At 48.9% G+C, this 15095-nt stretch carries 15 protein-coding genes and 1 riboswitch; of the genes, 2 read left to right on the plus strand and 13 right to left on the minus strand.

Annotated features, from left to right (window positions below; genetic code table 11):
• Positions 1-5 precede the first annotated feature (5 nt).
• The 7 genes from plsX to ACY2IG_RS11150 form a co-directional block, all read right to left on the minus strand.
• Entirely contained in the window at positions 6-1001 is a 996-nt protein-coding gene (gene plsX, locus ACY2IG_RS11120) for a phosphate acyltransferase PlsX (RefSeq protein ID WP_035406922.1), read from the minus strand.
• On the minus strand, positions 998-1567 hold the full coding sequence (gene fapR / locus ACY2IG_RS11125; RefSeq protein ID WP_035406919.1) for a transcription factor FapR: 570 nt from the start codon (positions 1565-1567) through the stop codon (positions 998-1000). Before fapR ends, plsX begins: the two co-directional genes overlap by 4 nt.
• 85 nt (positions 1568-1652) lie before the next feature.
• Positions 1653-3683: an ATP-dependent DNA helicase RecG gene (gene recG / locus ACY2IG_RS11130; RefSeq protein ID WP_290775257.1), complete on the minus strand. Its 2031-nt coding sequence runs from the start codon at positions 3681-3683 to the stop codon at positions 1653-1655.
• Positions 3667-4563: an L-serine ammonia-lyase, iron-sulfur-dependent, subunit alpha gene (gene sdaAA / locus ACY2IG_RS11135; protein WP_023468754.1), complete on the minus strand. Its 897-nt coding sequence runs from the start codon at positions 4561-4563 to the stop codon at positions 3667-3669. The genes recG and sdaAA overlap by 17 nt, the downstream gene beginning before the upstream one ends.
• Before the next feature lie 4 nt (positions 4564-4567).
• On the minus strand, positions 4568-5230 hold the full coding sequence (gene sdaAB / locus ACY2IG_RS11140) for an L-serine ammonia-lyase, iron-sulfur-dependent subunit beta (RefSeq protein WP_023468755.1): 663 nt from the start codon (positions 5228-5230) through the stop codon (positions 4568-4570).
• 100 nt (positions 5231-5330) lie between these two features.
• Entirely contained in the window at positions 5331-7004 is a 1674-nt protein-coding gene (locus ACY2IG_RS11145; protein ID WP_375091899.1) for a DAK2 domain-containing protein, read from the minus strand.
• A 25-nt stretch (positions 7005-7029) separates the two neighbouring features.
• Positions 7030-7392 (minus strand): Asp23/Gls24 family envelope stress response protein, encoded by a 363-nt coding sequence (locus tag ACY2IG_RS11150; protein ID WP_462617930.1) that lies wholly within the window; start codon positions 7390-7392, stop codon positions 7030-7032.
• Between the two features lie 283 nt (positions 7393-7675).
• Here ACY2IG_RS11150 and rpmB point away from each other — a divergent pair, with 283 nt between their 5' ends.
• Together rpmB and ACY2IG_RS11160 are read left to right on the plus strand one after the other, a co-directional pair.
• A complete protein-coding gene (gene rpmB / locus ACY2IG_RS11155) occupies positions 7676-7864 on the plus strand; it encodes a 50S ribosomal protein L28 (RefSeq protein WP_023468758.1) in 189 nt (62 codons plus the stop codon).
• Between the two features lie 140 nt (positions 7865-8004).
• On the plus strand, positions 8005-9408 hold the full coding sequence (locus ACY2IG_RS11160; RefSeq protein ID WP_462617931.1) for an amino acid permease: 1404 nt from the start codon (positions 8005-8007) through the stop codon (positions 9406-9408).
• Positions 9409-9463: 55 nt separating this feature from the next.
• On the opposite strand, the gene ACY2IG_RS11165 is transcribed toward ACY2IG_RS11160, so the two are convergent.
• The 6 genes from ACY2IG_RS11165 to ACY2IG_RS11190 all read right to left on the minus strand — a co-directional run bounded on the left by ACY2IG_RS11165 (position 9464) and on the right by ACY2IG_RS11190 (position 15081).
• Complete coding sequence (locus ACY2IG_RS11165; RefSeq protein WP_462617932.1) at positions 9464-10066, minus strand: thiamine diphosphokinase; 603 nt, start codon at positions 10064-10066, stop codon at positions 9464-9466.
• Position 10067: 1 nt separating this feature from the next.
• Positions 10068-10628, minus strand: coding sequence for an energy-coupled thiamine transporter ThiT (thiT, locus tag ACY2IG_RS11170; protein ID WP_056062289.1), 561 nt, complete (start codon positions 10626-10628; stop codon positions 10068-10070).
• Positions 10629-10687: 59 nt separating this feature from the next.
• A riboswitch (TPP riboswitch) is annotated at positions 10688-10797 on the minus strand.
• A gap of 22 nt (positions 10798-10819) precedes the next feature.
• A complete protein-coding gene (gene rpe, locus ACY2IG_RS11175; RefSeq protein WP_056062291.1) occupies positions 10820-11476 on the minus strand; it encodes a ribulose-phosphate 3-epimerase in 657 nt (218 codons plus the stop codon).
• Between the two features lie 2 nt (positions 11477-11478).
• On the minus strand, positions 11479-12384 hold the full coding sequence (gene rsgA / locus ACY2IG_RS11180) for a ribosome small subunit-dependent GTPase A (protein ID WP_035406891.1): 906 nt from the start codon (positions 12382-12384) through the stop codon (positions 11479-11481).
• Between the two features lie 25 nt (positions 12385-12409).
• Complete coding sequence (gene pknB / locus ACY2IG_RS11185) at positions 12410-14344, minus strand: Stk1 family PASTA domain-containing Ser/Thr kinase (RefSeq protein WP_308101764.1); 1935 nt, start codon at positions 14342-14344, stop codon at positions 12410-12412.
• A 2-nt stretch (positions 14345-14346) separates the two neighbouring features.
• On the minus strand, positions 14347-15081 hold the full coding sequence (locus ACY2IG_RS11190; protein WP_462617933.1) for a Stp1/IreP family PP2C-type Ser/Thr phosphatase: 735 nt from the start codon (positions 15079-15081) through the stop codon (positions 14347-14349).
• Between the last annotated feature and the right edge of the window lie 14 nt (positions 15082-15095).

Here is a 15095-nt window from a genome sequence, read left to right on the forward strand (position 1 = left end):
CCTTCTTAACGTGCTTCAGTTGCTTTCGCCTGAACGATTTTGGCAACGACTTCTTGTTCGACCATCTTTTCAGCTTGAACGAGCGCTCTGCTGAATGCATAGGCATTACTTGATCCATGCGCCTTGATGACCGGAGCCGCAATACCGAATAGTCCGGCACCACCATATTCTTCATAGGCGAGCAACTGCTTCATTTTTTTCAACTTCGGTTTAAGTACGAGAGCGGCGAGCTTTGATGTCCACGAGCTCATGAATTGTTCTTTCATGACACCCATGATCATACTGGCTGCCCCTTCAGTACTCTTAAGTAACGTGTTGCCGGCAAAACCTTCCGTAACGATGACATCGACGTCACCGCTCATCGCTTCTCTCGCCTCGACGTTCCCAACGAAATGAATCGGTGCTGTCTCAAGTAGCGGATACGTTTCCTTCGTCAATGCATTCCCTTTACCGGCTTCTGATCCGATATTCAGGAGCCCGACTTTAGGACGTGTGATACCGCGAACTTGTTCTGCGTAGACAGACCCCATGATGGCATAATCGAGCAAATGCTCTGCCTTCGCATCCGGGTTGGCGCCGACATCTAAGATGACGACACCCTTCCCATTACGTGTCGGGAAAGTCGGGGCCAGTGCAGGACGGTCAACTCCTTCGATCCGACCGATGACGAACAATCCGGCAGTCATGAGCGCTCCCGTGTTGCCTGCTGAAATCAAGGCATCTGCTTCTCCTGATTTCACCAGGTTTGCAGCCACAACGAGTGAGCTATCTTTCTTGCGGCGAATGGCACGTACCGGTTCATCTTCTCCGGTGATGACGGATGCTGCGTGGACGATCGTCACGCGCGGATCCTCGATTGTGTATGAGCGTAACTTCAACTCATCTCCGACTAGTCGGATATCGATGTTGTCGTTTGGACGTTCTGCCAGATAGGCAACGACCCCTTCTACGATGGCACGGGGTGCATGGTCGCCCCCCATGGCGTCAACTGCTAAAATCATTTCGATTCCTCCTTACTACTTCGATACACTGTGAATTCGCCGATAAAGACACATTCTTCACCGACATAACTCTCTACCGTGATGTCAGAACGCCCATCTTGGCGATGGGAACTGACGAATGCCTTCGCGACGACGCGTTCTCCGACGTGGACGGAGCGTGTGAACTGAACGTTCGCACGGGTCGTTAACGCGAGTTCATCATCGATGAGCGCAATCGCAAGCGAGTTCGCCTGTGCGAACAAGATATGTCCACGGGCGATTGCATTTCGACTAAACGCATGTTCCGGCAAAACCTCAAGGATCGAGATGGCAGATGTATCAAGTTTCAGGTCAATCATATCACCAATGACTTCATTTTCAGTCAACGTACGCACATCATCCAGGCGTTCAGTCGCGACATGTTTAATTCGCTCCCGTAATTCCGGAATTTTTAATTCCATCCGGTCCAGACGAATCGTCTGGATACTGACACGAAATCGTGTCGCCAGCGCTTCATCCGTGATGAACGGATTTTGCTCGATCGTCTGTAATAATTCTTGTTGTCTCTGTTTTTTAGGTACCCGCATGTACGTTCCTCCCACAAGAAGGATGACTACTATTATTACCTGGTACTAACAGTAGTATATATCCCTTGTTGTTCACTTTCAAGTATTATTCGATTCTTTCTCCTTCAAGAAGCCCTTGCCGTTCGATATATTCACGTAAGACATCGTATTCCGGCGCTTGCCAAAAAGCATCCGATCGCAGTAATCGGACTGCATCTTGTCGGGCCGTTTCCATGACTTGAATATCAAGTGCTGGATCGGTTAAGACGAATCTCGGTAATCCACTTTGTTCGGTACCAAAGAAATTTCCGGCTCCGCGCAGTTTCAAATCCTTTTCCGCTAGCTTGAAGCCATCGTTCGTCTCCGTCATCGTCTTAATCCGTTCTTTTCCGGTATCGGAAGAGGGATCAGCAATTAGAATACAGTACGACTGAGCATCGCCTCGTCCGACGCGTCCTCTTAATTGATGTAATTGAGCTAGCCCAAAGCGTTCTGCATCATGAATGACGATGATCGATGCATTCGGAACGTTCACGCCGACCTCGACGACAGTCGTCGAAACAAGAATTTGAACGGTGTTGTCCTTGAACGCCTGCATGACCTCGTCTTTTTCTGAAGAAGTCAAGCGCCCATGCATCAAACCGACATGATAGGGCTTGAACCGTTCGGTCAATGTCGCATGTAATTCGATCGCATTTTGAACTTCGAGTGATTCGGATTCCTCGATCAATGGCGTGATGACGTAGGCTTGTCGACCTTGCGACAATTCTTTCTCGACGAACCCGAAAACGCGTTCCATCTGTTGCGGTTTCGCCCAGTAGGTCTCGATTTCCTTTCGTCCCGCCGGCATCTCATCGATGATCGAAACATCCATATCTCCAAAGACCGATATCGCAAGCGTACGCGGAATCGGTGTCGCTGTCATATATAATACATCTGCCTGTTCGGCTTTCGCGCGCAATCGTTTCCGTTGTTCGACACCGAAGCGATGTTGTTCATCGGTGATGACGAGGTGTAATGCCTTGAACTGGACGGTGTCTTGAATCAGCGCATGTGTTCCGACCAAGACGTCGATTTCTCCTGTCACGAGGGCTTCTAGCAAGTGCGCGCGCGCTTTTCCTTTGACTGAACTCGTCAGCAGACCGACACGAATCCCAAGTGGTTCAAGCAATGGGGCAAGCGACGCTGCATGCTGTTCCGCTAAAATTTCGGTCGGCACCATCAAAGCGCCTTGTCTTCCCGCACGAACCGTCGCGAACAAGGCGATGGCAGCGATGACGGTCTTCCCGCTTCCGACATCCCCTTGCAGCAACCGATTCATTCGTTCGCCGCGACCGATGTCGTCTAGGATCTCTTTTGTCACACGTTGCTGGGCACCTGTCAGCGGAAACGGCAGGCTCTTGATGAAATTCGCGATATCCGTTTCATGTAAAGGCAAGGCCATCCCTCGACCTTTCCGTCGTCCAAGACGTAACGCCTGTAATTTCAGCTGGAAATAGAGGCACTCCTCGTAGACATAACTGCGACGAGCAGCCGTCAACTCTTGTCGATTCGTTGGGAAATGAAGCGACTTCAACATCGTCATCCGGTCTTGCAACCGATACGTCTTCCGGATGCTATCCGGGATTCGTTCAGCTAATGCCTCAGTCTCCTTGAACGCCAAGTCGACGACGCGTCGGAATGTCTTCATCCGCATGTCACCCCGGAGCGAGTAAACGGGTGTCAATTCGCCTTCGATTGCCCCGAATTGCAATTCCGTCGCAGAGATCGTCATCCGGTGTAAATCCCACTTGCCACTTACAGTCACTTCTGCTCCGAGTTGCAATTGGTCTTTGTAGAATGCCCGGTTGAACATCGTTACGGTCACACTATACCGTTCTTCAACGAGCAGACGGAACGTTAAACGATTCTTTCCTTTGCCATAATAGCGCACAAGTGGTTCAGACTGGACTTGACCCGTGAACTTGACTTTATCCTCATGGATTGCTTCCGTTAGACTTCCCGTCACGAAGTCGTCATAACGAAACGGGACGTGCTCGAGCACGTCCGCAACGGTGAGAATATTCATCTCTTCTAGTTTTTTCGCCAAATCCCGTCCGACACCTTTTAATGTCTTGACGTCACGTGATGGATTCATTCGATAACTCTCCGAAGATTTTCGCTTCGAGCCAGCGACCCGTCGGCGTATTCGCGAGTCCACCTTTTGCTGTCTCGCGAAGCGCAGACGGCATCATCTGACCAATCTCATGCATGGCTGAGATGACTTCATCACACGGAATCCGTGACGTGATTCCTGCGAGTGCCATGTCGGCAGCGACAACAGCATTCGCCCCGCCCATCGCATTGCGTTTCACGCATGGCACTTCGACGAGTCCTGCGACAGGATCACAGACGAGTCCGAGCATGTTCTTCAGTGCGATCGCAAAGGCATGTGCTGACTGATCCGGTGTTCCGCCCGCCATCTCAACGATGGCAGCAGCTGCCATCGCTGTTGCTGAACCAACTTCTGCCTGACAGCCACCAGCCGCTCCGGAGATCGACGCATTGTTCGCGACGACGAAGCCGAACGCACCGGATGTGAATAAGAAGCGTAGCATTTGCTCACGCGTCGGGTTTAAGCGATCTTTGACCGCAAATAACGTACCTGGCACGACGCCGGCACTCCCTGCCGTTGGTGTCGCACAAATTTTTCCCATCGCAGCATTGACTTCATTCGTTCCGATCGCCTTACTGACAGCATCGAGTAGCAGATCTCCTGATAATCCTTTGCCTGAAGCACGGTACCGCTGGAGTAAGACAGCATCTCCACCAGTTAAACCTGTCACCGATTGGACACCGTCGCCATCAAGTGAACGAGCAACTGCTTCTTCCATCACTTGTAGGTTTCGTTCCATCATCGCATAGACTTCATCTCGTTCTAAATGACGAACCGTCATCTCTTGTTCGATCATGACTTCCGAAATTGGAATATTTCGTTCCGTCGCGATGGCGACGAGTTCTTTAACGGATTTGAACATTTCTTCACTCTCCCATCATGACGGCACGCTCGACTTGAGGTAACCGATCGATTTCTTCCAACACTTCTGCCGTTATCCGGTCATCAATCTCAATTGCCATGAGTGCTTGTTTTCCTTTTTCGTGCCGTGATACTTCCATATGCCCGATGTTGATTTCGTAATCAGCCAAAATGCTCGTCACGGCTGCAATTGCTCCGAACCGGTCATGGTGTAAGACGACAAGTGCCGGTCCCCCACCGGACAAACGAAGCGGTACGCCATTTAATTCCGTGATTTCAATCGTTCCCCCACCAATTGAAATACCGACCAATTCAAACTCTTCTACTCCATTCGTCAAATGGACACGAGCCGTATTCGGATGATCCGTCAACGCTTCACTCGTCTCGAAATGAATCTCAATCCCTTTCGACTTCGCGATATCGATCGATTGCGGAATCCGGTCGTCAAACGTATCGTATCCGAGAACACCGCCGATGATGGCGACATCCGTTCCATGTCCACGATACGTATCAGCGAATGAACCGTAAAACGTGATGTGGATGACAGTAGGCGTTTCCCCGAATAATTTACCCGCCATCAATCCAATCCGTGCAGCCCCTGCTGTATGCGAGCTCGATGGACCAACCATGACTGGTCCGATGATGTCAAAAACGCTACGATATTTCATTTCTTTTCCCCTCTCTATGAAACAAACGAAATCCCACCTCTATTATCGCAGATGGTGGGATTCGTGAAAAGGCTAGTCGCCCTTTTTCAGTATGATGGTTTTATTCGACGCTTAAAATGTACGAATAAAGTGGTTGTTTGCCGTCGTGGACTTCCACTTCAGCATCCGGATTAACCGATTCGATGTACGCGACGAGGTCGTCGACTTCTTCTGTTGAAACGCCTTCACCGTAAAGAACTGTGATGATTTCGTCGTCCTCTGTGACGAGTGTATCGACCAGTTTCTTGACAGCACCAAGACTCGAAGTGTCCGTAGCAACGATTTGTTTTTCAGCAATCGCCATGTGATCGTCTTTCTTGATTTCAACACCATCAATATTCGTATCACGAACGGCATATGTGACTTGACCCGACTTCACAGCTGCGATCGCATCCTCCATGTGTGCTTCGTTCTCTTCAACAGTCGCTTCCGGATTATAGACGATCGTCGCCGCCAAACCTTGTGGGACTGTCTTTGATTTCACGACTGTTACGCCACAATTCGCAACAGAAGCTGCTTGTTCAGCGGCCATGATGATGTTCGAGTTGTTCGGATAAACATAGACATGTTCAGCGTGTGCATCCTCGATCGCCTTGACGATGTCTTCCGTTGACGGGTTCATCGTTTGTCCGCCTTCGATGACGACACTGACACCGAGTGATTTAAAGAGTTCACTGATACCTTCACCCATTGCGACTGTCACGAGGGCTGCTTTCGCTTTTGTCTTCGGTGCAGCGACTGGAGTGACTTGGTTCGCGCCCTCTTCTTCGAGGATCGTCGAGTGTTGTTGACGCATATTTTCAATCTTAACAGCAACGAGCTCACCGAAACGTTGTCCTTTTGTAATGACTTCTCCTGGCGTTTCAACGTGGACGTGAACTTTAAGGAGCTCTTCATCCGCGACGACGAGCAACGAATCACCGAATTCCGCTAATTCGTTCCGGAATGCTTCTTCACTGAACGGCGCATTTGCTAACTTGTCATCTTGGAAGCGAACCATGATTTCCGTACAGTAGCCGTAATGGATCTCTTCTGTCGACATGAAGCTTTGAGCCGATTTATGATGCTCTGCTTCGACGAGTGCTTCCATGACTGGCGCATGTGGCTTATCAAGTTCTTTTCCTTCGAGTGTCGCGAGGAATCCTTCATAGATACAGACGAGACCTTGACCACCTGAATCAACGACACCAACTTCTTTTAATACAGGAAGAAGGTCAGGAGTTCCGTCAAGCGATACTTTCGATGCTTCGACGAGTTGACGCATCAACTCTAAGAAATCCGTCGTCGTTTCAGATTGTGCGATAGCAGCGACAGCTGTCTCACGGGCAACTGTCAAGATCGTTCCTTCGACCGGTTTCATGACTGCTTTGTATGCTGTATCGACACCTTTTTGTAACGCATCAGCGAACTCTTTCGTATCAATCGTTGCTTTTCCTTCGATTGATTTCGAGAATCCACGGAACAATTGACTTAAGATGACGCCAGAGTTTCCGCGCGCCCCCATCAATAATCCACGTGCGAAGACGTTTGCGACTTCCGATACAGAATCCGAAGTGGACTTACCTGCTTCTTTTGCACCTGAAGTCATCGTCAAATTCATGTTCGTTCCCGTATCACCATCTGGCACAGGGAAGACGTTCAATGAATCGACGAAATCTGCGTTTTGATAGAGATTCGCCGCGCCATTTTGAATCATCTTGACTAACTGCGCTCCTGTTAAACGATCTACACTCACTAAAGTTTCCTCCTCTATTCCCGCCTTAGACATTCGTCAAGCGGACTCCTTGGACAAAGATGTTCACAGATGTCACGTCAAGACTTAGTGCCTGACTGAGCGTGTATTTCACGCGACTCTGTACGTTGTTCGCCACCTCTGAGATTTTCGTTCCATAGCTTACGATGATATGCATATCGATATGGACCTGCTCTGAAGCCTGTCGAACGATGACACCGCGTGCAAAGTTCTCACGTTTTAAGAGTTCAGCAAGACCATCCTTGATTTGAGACTGGGATGCCATACCAACGACACCAAAACATTCCATTGCTGCGCCGCCCGCAAGTTGCGCGACGACATCATTATCTACATCAATCTTTCCATAGGTCGTTTTCATCTCGATCGCCACCTGAGTAGCCCCCTTTGAATATTGTATTCTTCTCATAATTCTACTATAAGGACCTACTATTGAAAAGTCGCCGTACTGACTATACAATGAATAAGTGAAAAATAGTAGCGGTCAAATGAACTTTTACCATCATCCTCATCCATTATTTTAAATTTCGAGGTTGTCTGTCAAGTTTTTTTCTTGTCAGCTACTTTTTTTATGTTGCAACCGCCCTGACACCATGCTAAGATAGCAAAGTGTCTATTAGGACGAACGCAAAACAACATAAAAGGAGGCGGAACGCATGGCACGTAAATGCTACGTTACTGGGAAATCGCCAAAGTCGGGTAACAACCGTTCACACGCATTGAACAAAACAAAACGTACTTGGGGAGTCAACGTACAAAAAGTACGTATCCTCGTCGACGGTAAGCCGAAAAAGGTTTGGGTTTCAGCTCGAGCTCTTAAATCAGGTAAAGTCGAACGCGTATAAGGCGCAACCACCGGATGGGAATCTTCCCTTCCGGTTTTTTTATGCCCTCATTTATTTTTCTCATAAACTAATTGTCGCTTTTATTGAAAACGCTTACAATAGGAACGTACTTTATTTTGTCAGAATTGGGGGAAGTCATCATGCAACTCAAACGAGAGATGACGAGTCGACACCTGTTCATGATTTCACTCGGCGGAATCATCGGAACAGGCTTATTTTTAGGGTCAGGGTTAACGATTTCACAAGCAGGACCTCTCGGGGCGGTCCTCAGTTACATCGTGGGTGGGACCATCATGTATCTGACGATGTTATGTCTAGGAGAATTAGCGGTCTATCTGCCGGTCTCGGGGTCATTTCAGACCTATACGACCCGCTTCATCGGACCAGGAATCGGCTTTGCCGTCGGTTGGATTTATTGGCTCGGCTGGGCCGTGACGGTGGCACTCGAAATCACAGCTGCCGGCAGTTTGATGGATCGCTGGTTTCCGAATGTACCCGTTGTCGTCTGGTGTACCATCTTTACGGTCTTGTTGTTCGGTCTGAACGCCGTCTCCGCCAAAGCATTCGGTGAAGCCGAATTCTGGTTCTCGAGTTTGAAGGTCCTCGCGATCCTGTTCTTCATCATTCTAGGTGGCGCTGCCTGGTTCGGCTGGTTACCGATGGAAGCAGATCGCCCAACATCGTTATTCGCGAACTTTACGGCAAGCGGTTGGTTTCCGAACGGGATTCTCGGTGTCTTGACGACGATGATTGCCGTCAACTTCGCCTTCCAAGGAACGGAATTGATCGGTGTTGCGGCTGGGGAGTCCGACACGCCCGAAAAATCGATTCCAAAAGCGATCCGCAATACAGTCTGGCGGACGTTCATCTTCTTCGTCTTATCGATTACGATCGTTGGTGCATTGATTCCGTATGAGACGGCTGGCGGAGTCAGCAGTCCGTTCATCATGGTCTTTGATGCGATCGGTATTCCGTACGCTGCTGATTTGATGAACATCGTCGTCTTGACGGCACTATTGTCCGTCGGAAACTCCGGATTATATGCGGCGACTCGGATGTTATGGGCAATGGCGCAAGAAGGGATGATTTCAAAGAAATTATCTTACGTCAATGCACGTGGTGTGCCGATGCGGGCGTTGCTCTTTACGATGATGTTTGCGATGTTATCGCTTCTGACCGCATTTTTCGCAGAAGATACCGTCTTCATTTGGCTCTTGTCCTTAGCCGGACTCGGGGCTCAAGTCGGCTGGATTTCGATCTCCGCTTCGCAGCTCGCGTTTCGTCGTCAGTTCGTCCGAAACGGACACGATCTATCCGAACTGAAATTTAAGACACCACTCTATCCGGTGTTACCCCTGATTTCGTTGACACTTAACGTCGTCGTCCTCGTCAGTCTTGCGTTTCAAGCGGATCAACGAATCGCTCTATACATCGGTGTTCCTTTCTTCCTTGTCATGTGGGGAAGTTATCATCTCTTCGTCAAAGGAAAACATCTATCCGCTCAAAGCGACATCCGTGTCGCCCCTTCTCAACTCGAAGAATAATTTCATCTAAAAAGAGGCCGCGGAGTCATCCACGGCCTCTTTTTGTATGATTGTTCTATTCCTTAAGCGTCCGCATCATCAATAGTTCTCCTTGATGGAGCTCTACCTTCGCTTCTGACGTACTCCATTCATTACTGACGGTCAAGGAACCTCCGACCGGAACAGGATGCATATCAAGTGGATATTTGACTCCAGCTAAACTCAAGATTGACGGCACAAGTGGAATGAACGAAAGATAATAATAGCTTTCGGCTTCGACTGCATACGTTCCCTCAGCCAAGTATCGTACCTCTTCTCGTTTCGTCACGAGTCGTGCCTCTGGGTATCGCTTCAATAGATATACATTTTGGACGGTCATGTCGAGCCGCCCACCTGTCGCCCCGATAATGAAGGTATCCTCAAACTGTTTCTTCTCTGAAACTGTACGAAGTGCCAGTTCGAGATCCGTTTCATCTTTCTCGGCCGGATGAACGATTGCCCCTTCAGGTACATAACCAAGCGAATCAAAATCACCAATCGTCAGGTCGCATGTCAGCCCAAACAATTCAATCGTCTGAACACCACCGTCGACACCGACGATAAAGTCACCTGGCTGACAAAACGTCCGTAAATCCGGCACTTCTTCTTGAGGACCGGCGCACACGAGAATCGCCCGCATCTCAGACGCCTCGTGCTGAATAACGTAGTAAACGTGGCGCAGTTGTAAAGAGGAGACCCGCGACGACACCGCATAAAACATAAGATGGTACCATGTATGTCGCGTTATAAACTAATGAATATGGCACGACTGGACCTTCTGCATATTTCGCGAAGAACACGATTCCGCTGATGACATGACAGATATAACGGAGTCCTGCGCCTAATAGTGTTGCAAGGAGAACGAACGCCATCAAACGTTTCTTTTGTCCGTTACGTGCAGCTTGTCTAACCTGACGCGCGAACAGACCGCTCAGTCCGACGACACCGTATGCAATCGTGTAATCGAGTAATGGTTGGACGATCGTCAAGACTTGTGGGGCGAACATCAGTTGGATCGTACCAACAAGCGCTCCTGTGACGACACCCCCGATGACACCGTGGCGAAATGCCATGACAAAGATCGGTAACATCGCTAAGCTGATTGAACCGCCTTGTGGCATTTTAAATGGAATCAGTAAATCAAAGACGACCCCGAGACTTGCGAAGATGGCAATTTCCATCATCATTTGTAACCGTTTCATGCTATTTCCTCCTTCATTGTACGAGAGGACGCAAAAAGGCAGTACGACGAACGCCGTACTGCCTGCGTGCGCCACATCCCTACGTCCGTTTGAACGGAACAGGTTCGAAGGGTTAAAGTCTAAAAGACTCCTCTCAGCCGCTTTTCAAGCGACACCCCTTGCGGTCATCATATTTCGTTTTCTCGTTCTTATTATACGGCAGCCCCTTGACGAATGCTAGTGATCGCTTCCGCATAATCTGGTGCATTGTAGATTGCTGATCCCGCGACAAGAACGTTCGCACCGTTTTCGATGCAAAGTTTTGCTGTTTCCGGGTTGACGCCACCATCAATCTCGATTTCAAATGTCAGATCACGATCTGCTTTCATTTGTGCAAGTGATGCGAGTTTTGGCATGACACTCTCGATGAAGGCTTGTCCACCAAAGCCCGGATTGACCGTCATCAATAAGACCATATCGACATCCTCAAGGACGTGTTCAATCGTTGATAATGGCGTGTGAGGATTCAAGACGACCCCTGCTTTTGCACCAGCTAGCTTGATTTGTTGTAAAACACGATGGACGTGGTTCGTCGCTTCGACGTGGAACGTCACGATATCTGCCCCTGCCTTAACGAAATCTTCAACGAAACGTTCTGGCTGGTCAATCATTAAATGGACATCAAGGACCATATCCGTCTTTTGACGTAAACTGCTGAGCACAGGTAGTCCAAACGAGATATTCGGTACGAACTGACCATCCATGACATCGAAATGGATATAGTCCGCGCCTGCTGCCTCGACTGCCTTGACATCACGCTCAAGATTCGCAAAATCTGCTGATAAGATAGATGGTGCAATTTTAATCATCTTCAATACCTCCGGGCTCGATTCTTGATTTCGTCTATAAACATACCATAGTTCTCATAACGAGAGGACATGATTTCTTGTGCTTCGACGGCTTCCTTGACGGCACATCCGGGTTCATTCAAGTGCAAACATCCTCGATACTTACATTCGTCCTGTACAGCCACGAATTCAGGAAAACTCCACCGTACATCCTCGATTTCCATATCATACGGAAAATCAAGGTTCGAGAACCCTGGTGTATCAGCAATCAAGCCTTCGGCAAGTGGCATCAACGTGACGTGTCGTGTCGTATGCCGCCCACGTCCGAGTGATTTCGAAATCGCACTCGTCTCTAAGTCGAGTGTTGGTTCAAGTGCGTTCAAGAGCGAACTTTTCCCAACACCGGATTGTCCGGCAAGAACGCTCGTTTTCCCGGCCAGTAACGGACGGACTTGTTCAACACCTGTCAATGTCTCACTTGATGTCTCGATGACCGTATAACCAATCTTCCGGTAAGCGGCAATTGCCTCTCTAACTGCAGGACCTTTGACATCATCAAGCAAGTCCATCTTCGTTAACAGGATGACGGGTTGGATTTCCTTCGCTTCGATCAAGACGAGGAAACGATCGAGCAAGTGCGCTGAAAAATCAGGTTCTGCGGCCGAGACGACAAGCAACGCTTGATCGATATTCGCGACAGGAGGGCGTACTAAAAAGTTGTCTCGCTCCTTCACTTCGAGAATATATCCCGTCTCACTTTCGATATGAAGCACGACTTCGTCTCCGACGACTGGACTGATGCCGCGTTTCCGGAAATTTCCTCTTGCCCGTGAACGAACCTCTCCTTCTGGTGTCATGACATCATAAAAGCCGCCCTGCAGGCGTATGATCGTTCCTTCTCGATTCTCTTCGATGCGTTGTTCCGTCATCCTATGCACTCCTTTTTCATCATATTCATTGTGCGTCCTTTGCCTGATTGTACGTGATGGTTTTTGAACGATACACGGTATCATCTTTATAAATCGTAATCTTTCCTTCTTCTCCCGGATCGATCGTCACCGGCACGTCGAATGTCTCATCTTGATCAATCGATTCCTCGATGACGGTCCGCTTCCCTTTTGCATCTTCCGTCTCAATCCGGATGACTTGTTTCGGCGGTTCCTCGTCCTCATTCTCGCTGACCGCATCATAGACGACCTTTTCAGGGAATGTCGCTGTCACTGTCTTTTCTTCCTCACCTTTTGAGATAAAGACAGTCACGGAGTCATTCGGTTCGACTTGAGCCCCTGCTTGTGGGAATTGACGGATAACTTGATCGAGTTTCACGTCGCTAGAAAATTCTTGCTCGAACGTTCCGTCGAGCCCTTTTTCGTCCAGGTAGGCTTTTGCTTCGTCACTCGATAAGTTCGTCAAATCCTTCAACTCGAAAGAAGATGTCCCTTCCGAGACGGTGATCGTAATCGTTTGTTCTTTCGCGATGACCTCCGTACCAGCCGAGATTGATTGCCGGATGACGTTACCTCGCGTGACCTCATCAGATTTCTCACGTTCGACCTCGACTTTAGCAAATCCAGCTTCTTTTAACGTCGCAATTGCTTCTTTTTCAACATCATCCGTTACATCTGGCACTTCGACCGGAGCACTGCCGGTTGAGACGACCAAATTGACTGTTGAGCCCTTTTTCACCTGCGCGTTTTCACGCGGTGTCTGACTGATCACGTCTCCTTCATCGACCGTATCACTGTTTCGTTCTGTCGTCTCAACGACGAATCCGAGTTTCTCTAGCTTCGTTTCCGCTTCATCTCCATCCGTTTTGACGACGGACGGTACCGTAACGGTAGGATCCGGCCACATCGCAAACGTCGTAGCCGCTCCACCGAGTAATACCAGTAATAATAGGATGACCCACCAGCGTTTTTTCTTTTTCTTTTCTGACGATTTCGGTTGAACGGTCGTGACGACAGGTGTGCCCGGTTCTGCTTTTGATTCTTCTGGAACTTGTACAGGTGATAAGACCATCGTCTTTTCCATCTCATCCTCTTCAGCGCCTCGGATGCCTTCACTTGCTCGTTCGTCAGATAATGCGGTTACCATATCTTCCTTAAACGCTGCGACGGACTGTTGGCGGTCATGCGGTGCTTTTGCAAGCGCCTGCATGATGCAGTTCTCAAGCGCTTGTGGCACTCTTGGATTCAAGACGGATGGACGACGTGGTGTATCTTGCAGATGCTTCAGCGCGATAGCGACCGGTGAATCACCTTCAAACGGCACTTGTCCTGTAACGAGTTCATATAAGACAGCACCAAGCGAATAGATATCCGACTTCTCATCGGCAAATTTACCTTTAGCTTGTTCTGGCGAGAAGTAATGCACGGACCCAAGGACAGACATCGTATGCGTCAACGTCGCATTCGACATCGCCACAGCGATTCCGAAATCCGTTACTTTGACGGTACCATCTTCTCGGATCAACATATTTTGCGGTTTAATGTCGCGATGGATGATCCGGTGTGCATGGGCGTGATCGATCGCATCACAAATTTGAGCAATGATATCGACGGCCTGTGGCACAGGTAATGCTTGATTTTCACAAAATGTCTTCAATGTCATACCATCGATATACTCCATGACGATGTAATAGATGGCATCTTCTTCGCCTACATCATAGACGGCAACGATGTTTGGATGATTCAAGCTGGTAGCAGCATGCGCTTCACGTTCGAATCGACGAATGAACTGTTCGTCATGCGAAAATTCAGTCCGTAAAATCTTAATGGCAACATGACGCTTTAAAATCTCATCATAGGCTTGATAGACATTCGCCATCCCGCCACTTCCAACTAGCCGTTCTATGCGGTAGCGGTCATTTAATCGATCTCCGTATCGCATATTCAGACCCTCTTTCTTTCTTTGAACCGGATGGCGGCAATCGTAATATTATCCGCGCCTCCTCGAGCATTCGCTTCTTTCACCAATCGTCCGACGATCTCATCAAGCGGATCATCTCGTAAGATGATTTGTTCAATGACATCATCTGGCACTTCATCGGTCAACCCGTCGCTACACACAAGTACGAGGTCATAGTCTGGAGCATCTCTTACTTGAATGTCGACTTCGACCGTTTCGTTCGAGCCGACCGATCGTGTGATGACATTTTTACGTGGATGATTTTCGACTTCCTCGTCCGAAAGCTCTCCCATTTGTCGTAACATGTTGACGTAAGAATGATCATCCGTCAATTGTTTTAACGCCGTACCTTCAAGAGCATAGACCCTACTGTCTCCAACATGACCGATGACGAGCAAATCCTCCACCCAGCACACACAGGCAATGGTCGTTCCGACGATCGCAAGTTGTTCTTCTTTTGAAAACTGAAGAATCCGGGCATTCGCTTCGGCTACACGTTGTTCTATCCATTCGGACAATTCCATCGGACGATTTGGCATGAGGGAAAAGGATGCTTCAAATACCTCGCGAACGATCGCACTTGCGATATCGCCAGCAGCGTGACCTCCCATACCATCCGCAACGACAGCAATACCACGTTCAGCGTTCCCGATGAGTAATACCGTATCCTCATTTTTAGTCCTGACTTTCCCAGTGGTCGAAAGGTGAGCTAACTCCATGACAGTCCTCCGTT

It is taken from the genome of Exiguobacterium sp. EF_C8 (assembly GCF_054956715.1).